Raw genomic sequence first — 17,563 nt, 5'->3', positions numbered from 1 at the left:
GGACCCCGCTCACGGGTACAGCTCGAAGGTGGGCGGCTCGGTGGCGGCCGGCGGCACCCGGTAATGCTTGAGCGTGAAGCCCATCATTTCCTGGAAGGCGGGGGCGGCGACCGCGCCACCGCCGCCGTTGGGGGTGTGCGCCACCACCGCGATCACATAGCGCGGGTGGTCGATCGGCGCCATGCCGACGAAGGTCGCCACATCGCCGTCGGCGTACTCCCCCTCTTCGACCACCTTGCCGGTACCGGTCTTGCCGCCGACCCGGTAGTCGGGCACCGCCGCGGTCACCCCGGTGCCGTTCGGCACGGTCACCACCGCCTCCAACAACTCCCGGACGTACGCGGCGTTGTCGTCGCTGAGCACCCGGCGACTCTCGGGATCACCGGTGACTGTTTCGCTACCGTCCGGCGCCACCACGGACTGGACCAGCCGTGGCTGCACCCAGACCCCATCGTTGGCGATCGCCCCGTACGCCGCGGCCAGCTGGAGCGTGGTCACATCCACGCTATGGCCGATCGGCACCGATCCGTACGACGAGCCGTACCAGTCCGACGGCGGCAACAGCGCGCCAGCGGCCTCGCCCGGCATCCCCACCCCGGTCGGCTGCCCCAGCCCGAATGCCTGCTGGTACGCGTACAGCTGGTCGCTGCCGAGGTCGTCGGCGACCTGGATGGTGCCGACGTTGGAGGAGAAGGCCATCACCGCCGGCAGGGTCAGCTCGGTGCCGTGGGCATGTGGATAGGTGTCCTGGAAACTCTGGTCGCCCCGAGTGGTCGACGGGTCGACCACCAGGGTGTCGCCGGGCGCGATCACGCCCTCTTCCAGGGCCGCGCCGAAGACCAGCGGCTTGTGCGTGGAGCCCGGGTCAAAGACCGTGGCGGTGGCGGCATCTACCCGCTCCTCGGGCGGCACGCTCTGCGGGTCGGCTGCGTTGTAGGTCGGGTAGCTCGCCTGGGCGAGCACCTCGCCGCTGCGCGGGTCGAGCACCACCGCCGCCCCGAAGCTGGCGTCCACCGCCCGCAGCTGGTCGGCGAGGATCCGCTGCGCTTCATACTGCAGATCCATGTCGATGGTGAGGCGCAGATCGCTGCCGGGCTTCGGCGGGGTCTCGGTCAGGTAGCCACCGGGAATCTGCCGACCCGAGCTGACCCCGGCCCCGCCCTCGTACTCCCGTTCGCCATCTACTCCCCGCAACACCTCGTCGTAGGCGGCCTCCAGCCCCTCGAGCCCGGTCAGGTCGGTGCCGGTGAAGCCGATCAGGTTGGCGCCCAGGTCGTGGCCGGGGACGATCCGCTGCTCGTCCTGCCCGGTACCGATGCCGGGCAGGTTCAGCGCCATGATCTCTTCCGCCCGGGCGACCTCGATCCCGCGGGCAAGCCACTCGAACCGGGAGACCGTGCCGTCCTCACCCGGCTCCGGAGTCAACCGCTGCGCCAGCTCGGAGGCGGGGATGCCGAGCAGCGGACGAAGCACCTCGGCGGTGTACTCAGGATCGTCCACCATCGACGGATCGGCGAAGACATAGCGCGCCTCGGTGCTGATCGCCAGGACGTTGCCTTCCCGGTCGTAGATCGCCCCCCGCGACGCGGGCAAAGTCACCTTCTGCAGCCGATTCTCCAGGCCGCTGGCGGCGTACGCCGGGCCGTCGGTCAACTGCATCTCGACCAGCCGGAGCCCGATCAGCGAGAACATCACCATGGCGAGCGCCGTAGCCAGCCGCAGGCGCTGCTTGGAGTTGGCCAGCCGCGGCGGCCCGCTCCGGCCACGCTGGCCACCTCGGCGCGGGGCGGGCTTGCTGCCCTTGCCACCCGCGCCCGGCTTCGAGCGCGAAGCCGGCTTGCCACCGGGCTTACTGCGGACCGGTGACCCGCCGCGCCGCGCCGGCTTCGCCGGACCACCGGGCTTGGCCGCGCCAGCGCTCTTGGCCGGACCACCGGTCTTGGCCTGGCCGCTGCTCTTCGCCGGACCACCGCTCTTGCCTGCGCTGTCGTTACTGGCGCTGCCCTTACGCTCGCCGGCTTCCTCGCGCTGCCGGGTGACCTCCGCCGGCTCGGCGAAGACCTGCAACACGCTGCGGTAGGGATCGCCGGTACGGCCAGCCCGGCCAGCCGACTGCTGGTCGCGCACGGTCCGCCCGCGGGGATGGTACGCCCGGGCCTCCCCGAGCCGGCTGTCGCTGCGTCGCTTACTCATCCCTGCGCCTCCAGCTGCTGCGCCGGCTCGTCGTGGGCCGGAGCGGCGGGTAGCCGCAGGTGCACCACGTCGTCCCGCAGATCCACCAGCCCGATCTGCCGCGCCGCCGCCTCCAGCTGCGCCGTCGAACTGGACTGCGCGATCTCCCGGTCGAGCTGCTGCTCCCGCTGGTCCAAGGTGGCCTGTTCCTGACGCAGCTCGTACAGGACGAAGGCGTTCTCGTTGATTTTGGTGTTGAGTAGCAGGATGCCGAGCACGCCACCGGCCACCGCTAACAGCACCAGCACCACGAACGGGGTCCGCGGCACCGCCACCACCGGTGGTGGCGCCACCTCTGCCCGAACGGACACAGTATCCGTCATCTCGTCGTTCCCCCCTTGTCGTGCCGGCCGGCCGACGATCCCCCACCGTCGGCCGCGATTCGCTCCGCCGCGCGAAGCTTCGCCGAGGCTGCTCGGCGATTGGCGGCCACTTCGGCCGCCGTCGGCAGCTCCGCTCCCCTGGTGAGCAGCCGCAGAGTTGGTTCGGTGCCGGGCGGCGCCACCGGCAGGTCCGGCGGCGCGCTGCTGCGGGCGCGGCGCGCCAGCTCCTGCTTGGCGATCCGGTCCTCCAACGAGTGGTACGAGAGGATCACAATTCGGCCGCCCACCGCGAGCGCGTCGATCGCCTGCGGCAGCGCCGCCCGCAACGCTGCCAGCTCGCTGTTGACCTCGATCCGCAGCGCCTGGAAGGTGCGCTTCGCCGGGTGCCCGCCGGTCCGCCTCGCCGGCGCCGGAATCGCCTCCTGCACCAGGTTGGCGAGCCGCTCGGTCGAGGTCAACGGCGCCCGCTGCCGCTCCCGGACGATCCGGCCCGCGATCCGGGCCGCGAAGCGCTCCTCGCCGAAGTCCCGCAGCACCCGGGTCAACTGGCCCGCAGAGTAGGTGTTGACCACCATTTCGGCGGTCAGCTCCTGCCCCGGGTCCATCCGCATGTCCAGCGGGGCCGGTCGGGCGTAGGCGAAACCGCGGTCGGCCAGGTCCAACTGCAACGAGGAGACGCCGAGATCGAACAGGACTCCGTCGACCCGGCGGTGGCCCCGCGCGGCGAGCACCTCGGCCAACTGGTCGTAGACCGCGTGCGCCGTGGCGACCCGGGGACCGAACTCGGTCAGCCGGGCCGACGCAGCCGCCAGCGCCTCGGGGTCCCGGTCGATACCGACCAGGGTCAGCTCCGGATGCGCCGACAGCAGCGCCGCCGCGTGCCCCCCCAGGCCAAGCGTTGCGTCCACATAGACCGGTTGCCGGCCGGCTGCGAGAGCGGCCAGGAACGCCGGTGCGAGCAACTGTTCACACCGTTCCCACAGCACCGGTACATGCGCACCGCGCGGCTCAGCCAAAACTGTTCGACCCCCTGTTGCAGCCCCCTGGTCGCAGCCGCCGTACCGCCAGCTCCCCATCCGCTCGGGCCCTGGCACCGGGGAAGAGGTGTCAGGACAGTCGCAAGCGGCTGGAGAGCTCGCGGTACGGCGAGTGTGATTCGACAGTCCGGTGCGGACTGGCGCCTTACACGGGCAGCACCCCCTGCTCGATACTGGCAAAATCGTCTTCACTGTCTGTCAGGTATGACTCCCACGCCTGCCGATCCCAGATCTCGACATGCGTGCTCGCCCCGATCACGGCGAGTTCGCGGCCGAGGCCGGCGTACTCCCGCAGGTGACTCGGGACCATGACCCGCCCCTGCTTGTCCGGCACCTCGTCGTGTGCCGACGCGAAGAACACTCGACTGTAGGCGCGGGCGGCCTTGTGCGTCATCGGCTGCTCGCGCAGCCGAGCCGCGATCGCGGCGAACTCGGCGACCGGGAACACGTACAGGCACCGCTCTTGCCCCTTCGTGATCACCACGCCACCGGCCAGCTCGTCGCGAAACTTGGCCGGCAGAATCAGCCGGCCTTTCTCATCCAGTCGCGGATGGTGGGTGCCGAGAAACAACGGACCCCACCCCCTTACGACCGGGCGAGTCATGGACCGCCACCGCCCACCACTCTACTCCACTTCACTCCACAGACAACCAGTTACCTGCACGCGGGTCACCACACCGCGTGACCTATCCGGTGTTTTCGCAGGTAGCGGGCTCGGGCCCGGGCGACGCGCCGAGGCCCGCGGTCGGCTACCGGACACCCGTTCGCGGGACGACCTCACCGCGACGACCAGCACCGGAGCCCGTTGCGCCGGGGCTGGCGGCGGCCTGGTGGAGGAGAGTGGAGGACCGCCGCGCCCTAGAAGCCCTGCTCGGCGAAGCCGGCCGCCCGGGCGGTGGTCATCTCGTCGACCAGCGACGTGGTGTAGGTGCCGGCCCGAAACGCCGGCTCGGCGAGCACCTGCCGCAGGAATCCGGCGGTGGTCGCGACCCCCGGGCCGGCCACTCGCAGCTCCCGCAGCGCCCGGTCCATCCGGGCCACCGCCCCCGGCCGGTCCGGTGCCCAGACCACCACCTTCGCCAGCAGCGAGTCGTAATCCGGCACAATTCGGAAGCCGGCGTACCCGTGGGTGTCAACCCGCACGAACGGGCCACCTGGCGGCCGGAAGTCGACGATCTGCCCGGGCGTCGGGACGAATCCCCGCTCCGGGTCCTCGGTGTTGATCCGGCACTCGATCGCCGACCCGCTCGGTGCGATCTCCGCCTGCCGCAGCGAGAGCGGGTATCCGGCGGCGACCACCACCTGTTCCCGGACGATGTCGATGCCGGTCACCATCTCGGTCACCGGATGCTCCACCTGCACCCGGCAGTTGACCTCCATGAAGTAGAACCGCCCGTCCCGGTCGACCAGGAACTCGAAGGTGCCGGCGCCGACATACCCCACCGCCCGGGCACCGCGTACCGCCGCCTCGGCCAACTGGGCAGCCACCTCCCGCGGCAGCCCGGGCGCCGGGGTCTCCTCCAGCAGCTTCTGCTGCCGGCGCTGCACCGAACACTCCCGCTCCCCCAGATGCACCGCGTTGCCGACGGTGTCGCAGACGACCTGCACCTCCACATGCCGAGCCGGTGACACTAGCCGCTCCAGGTACACCCGGCCATCGCCGAACAAGGCCTGGGCGTGCGCCCGCACCTGCTGATAGCTGGTGAGAAAGTCGGCCGGGTTGCAGACCGCGGTCATGCCCATCCCGCCGCCGCCCGCCGCCGCCTTGATCATCAAGGGGAACCCGATCTGCCGCGCCACCTCCCGGGCGTCGGCCAGCGTCTCCACCGTGCCGGTGCTGCCCGGAACCACCGGCAGTCCGGCCCCGGCCATCACCGCTCGGGCACTAGCCTTGTCACCCAGCCGTTGCATCACCTCCGGCGGCGGCCCCACCAGCACCACGCCGTGCGCGCGGCACGCCTCGGCGAAGTCCGGGTCCTCCGAGAGGAAACCGTAGCCGGGGTGGATCGCCTCCGCACCACACTGCAACGCCGCCGAGAGGATCGCGGACATATCCAGGTAGCTGCGGCGCGGCGCCGCCGGCCCGATCCGGATCGCCTCGTCGGCCACCCGGAGCACCTCGGTGTCGGCGTCGGCGTTCGAGTACACCGCCACCGTCCGGATCCCCAGCTCGCGGCAGGTACGGGCGATCCGGAGCGCGATCTCGCCCCGGTTGGCGATCAGCAGGGTGGAGAACATCGATAGCTCCGCGGGTCAGGTCGCCGGGTCGGCGGTAGTGATGGCGATCAACCGCTGGTCGTACTCGACCGGGGCGGCGTTGGGCACAAGCACCTCGACCACTCGGCCGGCCTGTTCGGCTTCGATCGGGTTCATCAGCTTCATCGCCTCCAGGATCCCGATCTGCTGCCCCGCCTCGACCACGTCGCCGACCCGCACGAGGGGCGCCGCGTCCGGCTCCGGGGCATGGTAGAAGGTGCCGACCATCGGCGCCCGCAGGTACGTCACCGCCAACTGCTCGGCGGTGGCCAACTCGTCGACGCTGGTCAACTCCTCACTCAGCATGGTCGAGGTAACCGCGGCGGGCATCGATCCGCCAGCGACCGGCTCCGCCGGCCAGCGCAGCTCGACCGAGACCTCGCCGCACCGCACCCGCAGCCGCGCCATGGGTCCGCCGGCCTGCGCCAGCAGCGTCCCCGCCGCGGCACAGACCGCGGCCAACACCGACTCATGGCTCCCGTCACCGCTCGTTCCGGCGCCCGGCCCGGCGCCCGGCCCGGCGCCGACGGCGACCGGCGGTGCTTCAAAGTGCTGCGGCGTCATCGTCGCTCACCTCTTCACTGCCCGTCCACATCGCGGACGGCAAGGTCTGTCCGAACTCCCGGAAGCGGGCCCGGCGCCGCCGCACCAACGCCGCCGGCGGCACCCCGGTGAGCTCCCGTAGCGCGTGGTTCAGCACCTCCCGAAGCAGCTCCACCATCGCCACCGGGTCGCTGTGCGCGCCACCGTCCGGCTCCGGGACCACGCCATCGATGATCTCCATCCGAAGCAGATCCGGAGCGGTGAGCCGGAGCTGCGCCGCGGCCTGCGGCGCGGCGGCCGGCCCCCGCCACAGGATCGCCGCGCACCCCTCGGGGCTGATCACCGAGTAGGTGCTGTTCGCCAACGCGTACACCCGGTCGGCCACCGCCAACGCGAGCGCCCCACCGCTGCCACCCTCCCCGGTCACGACCGCCACCACCGGCACCGGCAGGCCCGCCAGCAGCCGCAGGTTCTCGGCGATCGCGAAGGCCTGCCCCTGGTCCTCCGCGGCCACATCGGCGGCGGCGCCCGGGGTGTCGATCAGCGTGACCACCGGGACCCCCAGCTTGGCCGCGAGCCGCAGCAACCGCGCGCTCTTACGGTAGCCAGCCGGTGACGCCATGCCGAAGTTTCGGTCCACCAGCTCCCGGGTGGTCTGCCCCTTCTGGTGCCCGATCAACATCACCGGCGCTCCACCCAGCCGGCCAAGACCACCGACGATCGCCGGGCAGTCCCCGGTCAGCCGGTCTCCGTGCAGCTCGTAGAAGCCGTCCAACAACTGGCTGGCGTAGGCGAGGGTGGTGGGGCGCGCCCGCTCCCGGGCCAGCTGCACCACCCGCCACGGATCGATCGCCGGCAGTTCGCTAGCCTCCCGCACCAGCATCAGCGGCGTACTGTGCCCGGGGCTCTCGGGCGCCGCCGCGGCGGGGACGGCCGCCCGCAGCAGCTGGCCGAGCGCCGACCGCAGCGAACCCCGGGGCCGTACCTCGTCGAGCAGGCCCTGCGCGTGCAGTCGCTGCGCGGTCTGGAACCCCTCCGGCAGCCGCGTCCGCAGCGTCTGCTCGATGACTCGAGGCCCGGCGAAGCCGAGCCTGGCGCCGGATTCGGCGATGATGATGTCGGCCAGGGTCGCGAAGGAGGCCGCCACCCCGCCGTAGGTGGGGTCACTGATCACCGCCACGGTGAGGATGCCCGCCTCGTCCAGCTCCGCGAACGCCTGGCTGGTCTTGGCCATCTGCATCAGGGACAACGCCCCCTCCTGCATCCGGGCGCCGCCCGAGGCGGTCACGACCACCAGGGGCAACCGGTGCGCCCCGGCGTACTCGGCGGCGGCGGTGATCCGCTCCCCCTCGGCGGCGCCGAGGCTGCCGCCGATGAAGCCGAAGTCCATCGCCGCCACCACCACCGGCTGACCCTCGATCGTGCCGTGGGCGCCGGCGACCCCCTCGGACAGCCCGGTCGCGGCGCGGGCCGCGGCGAGCCGCTGGGCGTACGGCTGCTCGTCGACGAAGCCGAGCGGGTCGGTGACCGACCGGATCGGCGGCAACGCGAGCTGGCTACCGGGGTCCAGCAGCTGGGCGAGCCGAGCATCGGCGCTGAGCCGCCGGTGGTGGTGGCATTCGGGACACACGTCGAGGTGTCGCTGCAACCGGCGGCCGAAGATCAGCCGACGGCAGCCGGGACAGGCCAGCCAATCTGCGGCGGAGGGCCCTCGAACCTGGGTCGACCGGTGGTCAAGCGTCTCCGTCACGACGACCGCCGTTCCCACCGGTAGAACTCGTGCGCCATCGCGTCCTTCGGCTCCCGCCAGGTCTCCGGATCGTACGCCGCCACATAGGGCCGCAGATCGTTGCTGATCTGCCGGAACGCCGGGTGCCCGGCGACCTCGGCCACCGCCGCCGCGATCGGCCGGTCCCCCTCGATCAGGTGCAGATACACCTCGTTGAACTGGAAGAGGCTGCGGGCGCGGACGCCCACCAACGCTGGCAGGTCGGTGCTGGTGTCGGACTCCCCGAACACCTCGGCGATCGGCTTGGCGGCGTCCGGCCGCATCTTCGCAACGATCATGGTCCGGTACATCACTGTCTCCTTTCGGTGAGCCGGTGGTCAGATAAAGGCGAGTGGGGCCTCCTGGCCCAGCAAGGTCGCCCCCACGCGCCGCTGCGCGTCGAGCCCGAACGCGATGTGCTGGGCGGCTGCCTGCAAATCCCGGTAGCAGCGCTGCAACGGTGCGTGGTGGTAGAGCTGGCTCGCGCCACAGGCACGCAGGGCGGCGTCCGCCACCTCGACAGCGGTCCGCATCGCGTGCTGAACCGACCCGGTGAACAGCGCCCGGGTGACCGGCGTGGGCACCCCTTCCTGCGCCTCCCCCCAGACCTCGACCATCGCGGCCAGCACCCCCGCCCGGGCCGCCCGCACCGCGCTCTCGCACCGCGCGAGATCCTGCTGAATCAGCGGCGTCTCGGCCAGCACCTGGCGCTCCACGTTGCGCTTGACCTGCACCACCGCCGCGTACTCGTCGAGCACCCGGCGGGCCACCCCGAGCGGGAAGCCCGCCATCGCGGTCAGCAGATAGGTCAGGTACGGCAACCGGTAGAGCGGACCGGGCTCGGTCGCCGCCCCGAACGGGTCGAAGGTGCGCTCCATCGCGACCGAGACATCGCTCGCGGAGAGGTCGTGGCTGCCGGTCCCGCGCAGCCCGGCCACCCGCCAGGTGTCGTGGATCTCCACCTGACCCGGCTCGAACAGCGCGAATCGGAACGGCGCGCCGCGCTGCTCGCCGGTCTGGAAAGCGCCGAAGACCAGATCGGCCGCTTGACAGCCGCTGCTGTACGGCCAGCGGCCGGTGATCCGCAGCGCCGCCCCGTCGCCGCCGGCGGCCGCCTGCCCGAGTGGGGCCATCGACCCCACGATGATCGGATTCGGCACCCGGCGCACGATCGCCGCGGCCACCTCAGCGTCGAGCCAGGCGAGGTAACCGCCCCCCTGACCGATCAGGACAGTCCAGCCGGTGGCGGCGTCGGCCCGACTCAGCTCCGCGATGGTCTCCAGGATGACGCTCGGCTCACACTCCAGCCCGCCCAACGACTTGGGGGTCAGCAAGCCGAACAGACCGGCCGACCGCAGCTGCTCGGTCAGCTCTGGGGAGATGCCGCGCTGCCGTTCGGTATCGCGGGCCTGCGCGGTGATGTCGTCGGCGAGCCGGCGCGCCTCGGCCACCGGGTCCAGTGCGGCTACCGGCGTGGCCTTCTTAGCTAGTTTGGACATGAGATTCTCCCTACACTCCGAAGAAGACCGGATGCTGTTGCCGACCCAACAACGCGTTGGCAACCCGCTTGCGCGAGTCGACCGAGAAAGCCACATGCTGCGCGCCGGCCACCAGATCGCGCAGGCATCGCTGCAGCGGGTTGTCGTCGAAGAGCGCCGCCGCCCCCGCCAGCCGGAAACAGTCCTGCACCACCTCCCGACCAACGTCGTACGCGTTGATCACGGCGGCTGCGAGGTGAGCCCGCTCGGCCACCGCCACCGGCCCCCGACCCAGCTCGTCGAGCAGCTCGGCGAGCGTGTCCAGGACGTGACGACGCGCCGACCGCAGCGCGGTCTCCTGCCGGAGCAGCGTCACCTGCACCGCCGGATCAGCCAGCCAGCCCTCCTCGTGGCCCGGCCGACCGCGCTGCTCAAGCTGGCCGTAGACCTCGTCCAAAGCGCGCCGCGCCACCCCGAGCGGGAACCCGCTCATCAGCGTCAGCAGCAGGTTGTAGCCGGTGAGCCGGAACAACGGATCCGGGTGCTGGTCGGCCGGCGCAAAGTAGGGCACCGAGGTGTAGCGCGCGGGCACCAGCGCCTGCTCGACCACGATGTCGTGGCTGCCGGTGCCGGCCAGACCGGCCACATCCCAGGTGTCCTCCACCCGGGCCTGGTCCGCCGGGAAGTGCCCGATCCGCATCTCCGGCACGCCCCACTGGTTAGTCTTCGGTCGGCCGCCTTCCATGACCATGAAGCCGCCCATCAGCAGGTTTGCGTGTAGACACCCGCTGGCGAACGCCCACCGGCCGGTCAGCCGGAAGCCGTCCGCGACCTCCTCGGCCTGACCCAACGGGGCCTGACCACCGGCGATCAGCAGGTCGGGTTGCCCCGCCAACAGCTCTGCCGCGGCGTCGCGCGGCAACCAGGCGAGGAAGGCCGCGCCGATATTGGCGATCAGCACACACCAGCCGGTGGCGGCGTCCGCCCGCGAGATCTCGGCGATCGTCTCGACCAGCTCGGTGGGCGCGGCGCCGGGGCCGCCGAGACCGCTCGGGAGCGCGATCCGGAACAACCCGGCCTGGTTCAGGTCGGTCACCAGATCCGGCGGGAGCGTGCGGGCTCGTTCGATCTCGCTGGCCCGGGCGGCGATCGCCGGCGAGCGCTGCTGCGCGGCCGCCAGCGGCGGGCCGCCGGCCGGCTCGCCACGTCCGTGGTCGACCCCGGTAGGAGCTACTGTGCTGGTCATCGTGGCTCCCCCGCTACCAGTTCGGCCGCGGCCGCCTCGACCTTCTCCTTGATCAACGCCATCTGAATCTTGGAATTCTTATTGATCCGGTCGGTCATCCACGCGTCGTCGACCGGGGCGTCCGGCTTCATCGCGAAGTTCTGCGTCCACCTCATCCTGGTGCCCGCAGCGGTCTCCTGATAACTCCAGTGGATCTGCATATAGGCGAACGGCCCGGTCTCGATCCGGTGCGCCCGCACGGTCCGAGTGATCGGGTCGGCCACCCGCTCCGAAACCCAGCTCCACACCCGACCGTCCGGCTCCGGGTGCATGGAAAGCCGGAAGACCACCCGGTCGCCGTCCCGCTCCAGCACCTCCACCGCCGCGTACTCGCTGAACAGCTGCGTCCAACGCTCGATGTCGTTGGTCATCCGCCAGGTCAGCTCCAGCGGCGCCGCGATCTCGATCTCATTCTCAGTGTGCCCGGGCATCAGTCGCCTCCTCTGTGATGAGCCGGCCCACCAGGGCCCGCAGCTGTTCGGGACGTTCGCACTGCTCGCCGTCGGCGCCGAGCCGGACTCCGTACCGGTTCTCCACCGCGGCGACGACGCCGAGCACCCCCAGCGACTCGACCCCCAACTCGGCGAAGGTCAGCTCGGGCTGTGCAGACATCGTCTCGGGAGCCACGGTGACCCCGGCGCACTGCCGAATCATCGCCGCGAGCTCGGCATAGGTGAATGGACCCTCCGACATTCCAACCTCACTTCCGTTCGCATCTACATGTCCAGCTCGGCCGGTCACCCACAGGCCCGGATGACCAGTGCCGAGTTCGTGCCGCTCAAGCCCCGCGCCCAGATCAGCGCGGTGCGGGCATCGAGCACCCGCGGCTCGCCGATCACCAGGTCCAGGTCGTACGCGAGCTCCGAGACGTTCGGGGTCGGCGGCACCACCCCGTGCGCGACCGTGAGCGCTGCGGCGGCCACATCGATCGCCGCGGCTCCGGCATATGCCCGACCGGTGCCGGCCTTGGCGGCGGTGACCGGCACCTGCGCCGCCCGGGCGCCGAACAGTTCCCGCAACGCGGCCACCTCGGCCTGATCCGCCGCCGGCACCCCGAGGGCATCGGCGAAGACCACATCGACCTCCTCCGGGGCGATCTCGGCCTGTGCCAACGCCTGCCGGGCGGCCAGCACCAACCCGCCCGCGGTCGCCGCCGGCCCGCCGCCACCGGTGAAGGTGGTGCCGTAACCGGCGACCGCCGCGTAGCCCCGCAGGCCTCGGGTACGGGCGGCGGCGGCGGTCTCCAAGACGACCATCGCACCGCCCTCAGCCGGCACGAAGCCGGCCGCGGTCGCGGTGAACGGGCGGTATCCCTGCACCGGGTCGGTTGCCGTGCTCAGTAGACCGGTCCCGTACTGGCAGGTCATCGAGAACGGGGCGAACGGCGCCTCGGCGCCCCCGGCCAGCATCGCTACCGCGCCCGCCCGAAGATCACGACGGGCGTGCGCGATCGCGTCGAGGGCCCCTGCCTCGTCGGTGACGAGCACCCCGCACGGCCCCTTCAAGCCGTGCCGGATCGAGATCTGGCCGGTACTCGCCGCATAGAACCAGGCGATCGACTGGTATGGCCCCACGAAACGGGAGCCTTGCCGCCACAACGCTTCGATCTCCTGCTGCCCGAACTCCACGCCACCGGCGCAGCTGGCCGTAACGACGCCGATCTCAAACGGTGGCAGGTCCGCCGGGTCGAGCCCGGCGTCCTGCAGCGCCAACTCGGCGGCGGCGAGCGCGAACTGGGTGAACCGGTCGGTCTGCACCACCAGTCGAGACTCGATCAGCTGCTCGGCATCGAAACCCTTCACCTCGCCCGCTAGCGCCAGCGGGTAGCCACTCGGGTCGTAGCGTTGCAGCCGACCGATCGCGCACTCCCCGGCCAGCGTGGCCTTCCAGTACACATCGGTGGTCGCACCGGTCGGGGCGATCACCCCCAGGCCGGTAATGACCGCCGCCTCCGCGGCCACGCCGGTCATGACGACTCCCGCTGCAACACCAGAGCGGACTGGAAGCCACCGAAGCCGCTACCCACTGACAGCACCGAGCCCAGCCGCCGCGCTCGGGCCTGGTGCGGGACATAGTCCAGATCGCACTCCGGGTCGGGGGTGTCCAGGTTCGCGGTCGGCGGCACCACCTGCTCGGTCAACGCCAACACGCAGGCCGCCGCCTCAATCGCGCCGATCGCCCCCAACGAATGCCCCACCATCGACTTGATCGAGCTGATCGGAACCGCATAGGCGTGCTCCCCCAGCGCCCGTTTGAACGCCGCGGTCTCGTGCCGGTCGTTCTGCCGGGTGCCGGAGCCGTGGGCGTTTACGTAGTCCACATCGGCCGGATCAAGCCGGGCATCGGCGAGCGCCCGGGTGATCGCCTCCGCCATCTCCACGCCCTCGCGGGTCAATCCGGTCATGTGGTAGGCGTTGCCGCGGGTCGCGAACCCGGCCACCGTGCAGAGCACCGGCGCACCCCGACGGCGGGCATACCCCTCCTCCTCCAGCACCAGCACCGCCGCGCCCTCGCCGAGCACGAATCCGTCCCGATCGGCGTCGAACGGCCGGGAGGCGTGGGCGGGGTCGTCGTTGCGGGGCGACGTGGCCCGGATAGCGTCGAAGCAGGCCACCGTGATCGGCGAGATCGGTGAGTCGGCCGCCCCGGCGATCACCACGTCCGCCTGGTCTTCCTGGATCAGCCGATGGGCGTAGCCGACCGCGTCCAACCCCGACGTGCAGCCGGTCGAGACCGTCTGCACCACGCCTTTGGCGCCGACCCGCTGGGCCACCTCGGCGGCGAGCGGCGCTGGCGAGAAGGCACGGGGCAGAAACGGCGACGCGTACCGGTGGTCGACCAGCCACTGCTCGCCCCGATTGGAGGTCACCACATAGTCCGACTCCAGCAGCATGGTGCCGCCCACCGCGGTCCCCATGCACACCCCCACCCGCCACGGGTCCAGCGGGTCGAGCGAGAGCTCCGCCGATCGCACCGCCTCATCGGCCGCGACCAGGGCGAACTGCACGTACCGGTCATTGCGCGCCACCTCCTGCGGCGTCAACCCGACCGCCGCCGGCGAGAAGTCGCACTCGGCGGCGATCCGGGACCGGAACTCGGCCGGGTCGAAGAGGCTGATCGCCCGGGTCGCGGTCCGCCCGCTGGTGAGCAGCTCCCAGAAGGCAGGCGCCCCGGTGCCGCCGGGGGCTACCACGCCTACCCCGGTCACGCAGGCCCGCCGCCCGCCGGCGCCCGGGGCGCTCCTGGTCACGCCGGCTCCTGCTCAGTCAGCGTCTCGGTGTCGACATGGCCGAGCTCCGGGCGGGGGGCCAGCGGGCAGAGGTGGAAGACGATCCGGGCCGTCACCGCACCGGTGTTGCGCACCCGGTGCCGCATGTTCCGCGGGATCATCACACCCTGGTCGGCACGGAGCGAATGCGCCACCCCGTCCAGGTCCACAGTAACCTCGCCAGCCACCGCGAACAGGTACTCGTCTGAGTACGGGTGGTAGTGCTCCACCACCCGCTCGCCCGGAGCCAGGATGGCCAGGCCCATGAAGCCCGAGTCGCCGCCGACGGTGCCCGGGCTGAGCACCGTCCGCAGGTCCCCGCCCCGGCGGCGGTTCGCCGGCACCTCGCTGATGTCTACGATTCGAACGGTCTGAGTCGTCATTGGTCACTCCTCGCGGTCTCACCCACGGCCGCCGGGATGGCCGCCGACGGGTCGCCCAACCGGGCTCCGAACAGCTCGCGGGCGTTCCCAGCGAGCACGCCGTCTCGGGTCTGGGCCGGGATCGCGGCGTCACCGATCGTCTTCAGCAGCCCACCGACGCTCTCCGGCGGGAGCGGCGGCGAGTCGGTGCCGAAGACCACCCGCCGCGGCCCGACCGTGGCCAGCGCCAGGGTCAGCGCGGCCGGACTGGGCGTGGCGGTATCGACCCAGATCCGATCGAGGTAGCTGCTGGGCGGCCGCGGCAGCGGCGACTCGACCGCCCCGGGCCGGCCGCCCCAGTGCGCCGGCGCCCACGCCTGGTCCAGCTTCTCGGGGAGCAGGCCCAACGCGCCCCCGCCGGCGCTGGCCAGGATCCGTAGGCTCGGGTACTTCTCCAACCAGCCACCCAGCACGCAGCACGCCAACCCGATGGTGATGTCGCAGAACCGACCCAGTTGCTCGATCAGCGGCAGGTCCTGTAGGCCGGTCCCGGCGGCCGGCGAGGCCGGCGGGTGCAGGAACAGCGGCAGGTCCAGCTCCGCAAGGAACCCGAAGAAGGCATCGGCCTCCGGGCCGAGCAGGTAGCGCCCCGAGATGCTGCTGTTCGCGATGACCCCGACGAACTCCGGCTGCCGGGCCCACTCCGCCGCGTTAGCCAGGTGCGCATCGCCCCCGAACGGGTTGACGTAGACGTACGACCGGAGGTGTTGCGGGTGGTCGGCGACGACCGAGGCCAGCCACTCGTGCAGACCGCGGAGCTGGTCCTCGCTCTGGGCGTAGTTGTCCACCCCCGGGATCGGCACCATCGCACCGGCCCCGACCGGGCTGCCGATGACCGTCATCGACACGCCGAGCGCCAACTTGGCCTCGATCATGCCGGTCACGTCCCCCAACCGGGGCGGCATCGGGAAGCGCCGCAGCGACTCCGGTGGGCTGAGGTGGCCGTGCACATCGATCGTCATCGCCGGCTCCGGCGGGGGCCGGCAACCGCGTGGGCGATCGCGGCACAGTCGAGGTCGCCGTGCCCGAGCGCGACCGCCGTGTCGTGGCTGCGCAGGGCGGCCTGGGCCAGCGGCAGCTCCAACCCCACCTGGTCCGCGCCGGCCAGCGCGAGCTGCAAGTCCTTGGCCATCAGCCGCAGCCGGAAGTCGGGAGCGGAGTAGTCCTGGGAGCTGAGCCGGCGGGCCTTGAAGTTCATCACCGGGCTGGCGAAGCCGCTACCGGTGATGGTGTCCAACACCAGCTGGCGGTCCAGGCCGAGGCCCTCCCCCAGCGTCACGGCCTCCGCGAGCACCTGCACCTGCACCCCCATCAGCAGGTTCATCAGCACCTTCAACCGCATGCCGGCGCCTAGCTCGCCCACGTAGATGACCTCCCGGGCCAGCAGGTCGAGGGTGTCGTACACCCGGTCCAGCAGCGCCCGGTCACCCCCGACCAGCAGCCGCAGCTCCCCCTGGGCGGCGTGCTGGTGATTGCCGAGCAGGCCCACCTCCAGCACCGCTGGCGTCCGCTCGGCCAGCAACGCCATCTCTTCCGGCGCCAGCGTGCTGGTCGAGACCAGCACCCCGGCGAGCGGTCCGCCGCTCAGCACCCCGTCCGGGCCGTAGAGCACCTCCCGGGTCGCCGCGGCGTCGGCCAGCGACAGCAGCACCAGTTCGCTGTCCTTGGCGGCGGCCGCCGGGGTCGCCGCCGCAGTGGCGCCCTGGCCGGCCAACTCGGCCACCGCCTCCGGGGTGCGGTTCCACACCGCGACTGAGTAGCCCCGGGCCAGCAGGCACTGCGCCATGCCGCTGCCCATCCGGCCCAATCCGATCACCGCTACCGGCGGTGGCGCGGTCGGGTTCATGCCGGCACCTCCACTCGCCGGTCAGTGACCAACTCCAGCCGGCTCCCGGCGAGGAACGCCCGGAAACCCGCCTCGGTGGTCAGGTCGAAATCGGTCTCCATCAGCTCGGCCAGCTCCGCCGCCGCCGGTGCGGCGGCAGCGGTGCGGGCCAGATACGCCAGCACGTCCGAGACGCGTCCGGCCACTTCGAACATTCGCAGCAACACGTCGTCGTGGTAATAGACGCTGCTGGCGACGATGGCGGTCTGGGCATCCACCCGGACCGGCAGCGGCGCGGCGTTGGCGAGCAGTTGCGCCGCCGGCTTACCGCAGCCCGGACGGACCGGGTAGAGCAGCCCACACCGCGCTACGGCGTCGTCGGTCACCTCCGGCAACTGCTCCTGCGGGGTCTGCCGATGCACCGCCTCGGTCAGCAGCGCCCGCTCCAGAAAGTCCTGCACGCCGGCCGCAGTCCGCAGGTCCCGCCGGATCGCCAGGTACGGATCGAGGGCCTCCTCCACCGCCCGGATCTGCGGCTGGCTGGAGAGGTGCCGCATCACCTCATCGATCTCACCCGCTACCGTCATCACCCGGACCACCCGGTCCGCTCCAACGAAGACCGTGGTACGCCGCAACAAGGGTGGGCCGCCGGGGGCCGCCCCGGCGCTCGGACGGCGGTAGCTACGGAGGATCTCCGCCACCTCCGACGCCGTTCCGGGCCGGATCGGAAAACTCAACGCGTACCGGTTCATCACCGCCACCCCCGCTGCGCGGCCCCGCTGGTCTGGTGCCGCACCAGAAACCGCAGCGACCGGCGGTCGGTCGTACAAGCCACCAGCGGACCCGCGAGTTCGCGGTGCCCGGCGGTACGTTCCCAGGCGAGGAAGTGCTCCGGGCTCTCCCACTCGCTGGTTATCATCCACTGTGATGGGTCGGTGGTCGATTGGCAGAGTTGGTCTGCCAGGTGACCGTCGACCGCCGCGACCCGGTGCCGAATCGCCTCATACGCGGCGACGAACCGGTCCTCGGCGCCCTCGGCGACGGTGAGCAGGAAGACCACCCGCAATCGGCCGGTCGCAGCGTCGACTCGCTCGGGCTGAACCTGTTCCAGAGTCATGGCTGGCCC

Annotated in this window: 19 protein-coding genes; all 19 read right to left on the bottom strand. The window is 71.5% G+C overall.

From position 1 onward, the window contains the following. Positions 1-9: 9 nt before the first annotated feature. The 19 genes from JQS43_RS08735 to JQS43_RS08645 all read right to left on the bottom strand — a co-directional run bounded on the left by JQS43_RS08735 (position 10) and on the right by JQS43_RS08645 (position 17,554). Positions 10-2,193, bottom strand: a complete 2,184-nt coding sequence (locus JQS43_RS08735) for a peptidoglycan D,D-transpeptidase FtsI family protein (protein WP_239678555.1) — start codon at positions 2,191-2,193, stop codon at positions 10-12. Beyond that, the gene (ftsL, locus tag JQS43_RS08730) at positions 2,190-2,555 is read right to left on the bottom strand and encodes a cell division protein FtsL (protein ID WP_239678554.1); all 366 of its coding nucleotides are present in this window, start codon (positions 2,553-2,555) and stop codon (positions 2,190-2,192) included. Before ftsL ends, JQS43_RS08735 begins: the two co-directional genes overlap by 4 nt. Then, positions 2,552-3,571 carry a 16S rRNA (cytosine(1402)-N(4))-methyltransferase RsmH gene (gene rsmH, locus JQS43_RS08725; protein ID WP_420847667.1) on the bottom strand — a complete coding sequence of 340 codons (1,020 nt, stop codon included), beginning with the start codon at positions 3,569-3,571 and terminating at the stop codon, positions 2,552-2,554. Before rsmH ends, ftsL begins: the two co-directional genes overlap by 4 nt. A gap of 166 nt (positions 3,572-3,737) precedes the next feature. Then, the gene (gene mraZ, locus JQS43_RS08720; RefSeq protein WP_239679368.1) at positions 3,738-4,163 is read right to left on the bottom strand and encodes a division/cell wall cluster transcriptional repressor MraZ; all 426 of its coding nucleotides are present in this window, start codon (positions 4,161-4,163) and stop codon (positions 3,738-3,740) included. Between the two features lie 287 nt (positions 4,164-4,450). Beyond that, positions 4,451-5,830 carry an acetyl-CoA carboxylase biotin carboxylase subunit gene (locus JQS43_RS08715; protein ID WP_239678553.1) on the bottom strand — a complete coding sequence of 460 codons (1,380 nt, stop codon included), beginning with the start codon at positions 5,828-5,830 and terminating at the stop codon, positions 4,451-4,453. A 15-nt stretch (positions 5,831-5,845) separates the two neighbouring features. Beyond that, on the bottom strand, positions 5,846-6,412 hold the full coding sequence (gene accB, locus JQS43_RS08710) for an acetyl-CoA carboxylase biotin carboxyl carrier protein (RefSeq protein ID WP_239678552.1): 567 nt from the start codon (positions 6,410-6,412) through the stop codon (positions 5,846-5,848). Continuing rightward, positions 6,393-8,141, bottom strand: coding sequence for an acetyl-CoA carboxylase carboxyl transferase subunit alpha (accA, locus tag JQS43_RS08705; protein WP_420847666.1), 1,749 nt, complete (start codon positions 8,139-8,141; stop codon positions 6,393-6,395). Before accA ends, accB begins: the two co-directional genes overlap by 20 nt. Then, complete coding sequence (locus JQS43_RS08700) at positions 8,138-8,470, bottom strand: TcmI family type II polyketide cyclase (protein ID WP_239678551.1); 333 nt, start codon at positions 8,468-8,470, stop codon at positions 8,138-8,140. The genes accA and JQS43_RS08700 overlap by 4 nt, the downstream gene beginning before the upstream one ends. 27 nt (positions 8,471-8,497) lie before the next feature. Further along, a complete protein-coding gene (locus JQS43_RS08695; protein WP_239678550.1) occupies positions 8,498-9,658 on the bottom strand; it encodes an acyl-CoA dehydrogenase family protein in 1,161 nt (386 codons plus the stop codon). 10 nt (positions 9,659-9,668) lie between these two features. Further along, positions 9,669-10,883: an acyl-CoA dehydrogenase family protein gene (locus JQS43_RS08690; protein ID WP_239678549.1), complete on the bottom strand. Its 1,215-nt coding sequence runs from the start codon at positions 10,881-10,883 to the stop codon at positions 9,669-9,671. Further along, a complete protein-coding gene (locus tag JQS43_RS08685; RefSeq protein ID WP_239678548.1) occupies positions 10,880-11,353 on the bottom strand; it encodes an SRPBCC family protein in 474 nt (157 codons plus the stop codon). The genes JQS43_RS08690 and JQS43_RS08685 overlap by 4 nt, the downstream gene beginning before the upstream one ends. Further along, complete coding sequence (locus tag JQS43_RS08680; protein WP_239678547.1) at positions 11,337-11,615, bottom strand: acyl carrier protein; 279 nt, start codon at positions 11,613-11,615, stop codon at positions 11,337-11,339. The genes JQS43_RS08685 and JQS43_RS08680 overlap by 17 nt, the downstream gene beginning before the upstream one ends. A gap of 44 nt (positions 11,616-11,659) precedes the next feature. Next, a complete protein-coding gene (locus JQS43_RS08675) occupies positions 11,660-12,892 on the bottom strand; it encodes a beta-ketoacyl synthase N-terminal-like domain-containing protein (RefSeq protein WP_275581055.1) in 1,233 nt (410 codons plus the stop codon). After that, entirely contained in the window at positions 12,889-14,172 is a 1,284-nt protein-coding gene (locus JQS43_RS08670) for a beta-ketoacyl-[acyl-carrier-protein] synthase family protein (protein WP_239678546.1), read from the bottom strand. Before JQS43_RS08670 ends, JQS43_RS08675 begins: the two co-directional genes overlap by 4 nt. Then, the gene (locus tag JQS43_RS08665) at positions 14,169-14,573 is read right to left on the bottom strand and encodes a cupin domain-containing protein (RefSeq protein ID WP_239678545.1); all 405 of its coding nucleotides are present in this window, start codon (positions 14,571-14,573) and stop codon (positions 14,169-14,171) included. The genes JQS43_RS08670 and JQS43_RS08665 overlap by 4 nt, the downstream gene beginning before the upstream one ends. Further along, positions 14,570-15,574, bottom strand: coding sequence for an amidohydrolase family protein (locus tag JQS43_RS08660; protein ID WP_239678544.1), 1,005 nt, complete (start codon positions 15,572-15,574; stop codon positions 14,570-14,572). Before JQS43_RS08660 ends, JQS43_RS08665 begins: the two co-directional genes overlap by 4 nt. Continuing rightward, entirely contained in the window at positions 15,571-16,458 is an 888-nt protein-coding gene (locus JQS43_RS08655) for an NAD(P)-dependent oxidoreductase (protein WP_239678543.1), read from the bottom strand. Before JQS43_RS08655 ends, JQS43_RS08660 begins: the two co-directional genes overlap by 4 nt. Then, on the bottom strand, positions 16,455-17,189 hold the full coding sequence (locus JQS43_RS08650) for a SchA/CurD-like domain-containing protein (protein ID WP_239678542.1): 735 nt from the start codon (positions 17,187-17,189) through the stop codon (positions 16,455-16,457). The genes JQS43_RS08655 and JQS43_RS08650 overlap by 4 nt, the downstream gene beginning before the upstream one ends. Beyond that, the gene (locus tag JQS43_RS08645; protein WP_239678541.1) at positions 17,189-17,554 is read right to left on the bottom strand and encodes an antibiotic biosynthesis monooxygenase family protein; all 366 of its coding nucleotides are present in this window, start codon (positions 17,552-17,554) and stop codon (positions 17,189-17,191) included. Before JQS43_RS08645 ends, JQS43_RS08650 begins: the two co-directional genes overlap by 1 nt. Positions 17,555-17,563: the final 9 nt, after the last annotated feature.

Source organism: Natronosporangium hydrolyticum, from assembly GCF_016925615.1.
Taxonomy (GTDB): domain Bacteria; phylum Actinomycetota; class Actinomycetes; order Mycobacteriales; family Micromonosporaceae; genus Natronosporangium; species Natronosporangium hydrolyticum.
This window is presented reverse-complemented; position numbering and strand designations above follow the sequence as displayed.

Coding starts and splice junctions, on each gene's coding strand:
- JQS43_RS08735 (WP_239678555.1), bottom strand. CDS start 2,193: ATGAGTAAGCGACGCAGCGACAGCCGGCTCGGGGAGGCCCGGGCGTAC.
- ftsL (WP_239678554.1), bottom strand. CDS start 2,555: ATGACGGATACTGTGTCCGTTCGGGCAGAGGTGGCGCCACCACCGGTG.
- JQS43_RS08715 (WP_239678553.1), bottom strand. CDS start 5,830: ATGTTCTCCACCCTGCTGATCGCCAACCGGGGCGAGATCGCGCTCCGG.
- accB (WP_239678552.1), bottom strand. CDS start 6,412: ATGACGCCGCAGCACTTTGAAGCACCGCCGGTCGCCGTCGGCGCCGGG.
- JQS43_RS08700 (WP_239678551.1), bottom strand. CDS start 8,470: ATGTACCGGACCATGATCGTTGCGAAGATGCGGCCGGACGCCGCCAAG.
- JQS43_RS08695 (WP_239678550.1), bottom strand. CDS start 9,658: ATGTCCAAACTAGCTAAGAAGGCCACGCCGGTAGCCGCACTGGACCCG.
- JQS43_RS08690 (WP_239678549.1), bottom strand. CDS start 10,883: ATGACCAGCACAGTAGCTCCTACCGGGGTCGACCACGGACGTGGCGAG.
- JQS43_RS08685 (WP_239678548.1), bottom strand. CDS start 11,353: ATGCCCGGGCACACTGAGAATGAGATCGAGATCGCGGCGCCGCTGGAG.
- JQS43_RS08680 (WP_239678547.1), bottom strand. CDS start 11,615: ATGTCGGAGGGTCCATTCACCTATGCCGAGCTCGCGGCGATGATTCGG.
- JQS43_RS08675 (WP_275581055.1), bottom strand. CDS start 12,892: ATGACCGGCGTGGCCGCGGAGGCGGCGGTCATTACCGGCCTGGGGGTG.
- JQS43_RS08665 (WP_239678545.1), bottom strand. CDS start 14,573: ATGACGACTCAGACCGTTCGAATCGTAGACATCAGCGAGGTGCCGGCG.
- JQS43_RS08660 (WP_239678544.1), bottom strand. CDS start 15,574: ATGACGATCGATGTGCACGGCCACCTCAGCCCACCGGAGTCGCTGCGG.
- JQS43_RS08655 (WP_239678543.1), bottom strand. CDS start 16,458: ATGAACCCGACCGCGCCACCGCCGGTAGCGGTGATCGGATTGGGCCGG.
- JQS43_RS08650 (WP_239678542.1), bottom strand. CDS start 17,189: ATGAACCGGTACGCGTTGAGTTTTCCGATCCGGCCCGGAACGGCGTCG.
- JQS43_RS08645 (WP_239678541.1), bottom strand. CDS start 17,554: ATGACTCTGGAACAGGTTCAGCCCGAGCGAGTCGACGCTGCGACCGGC.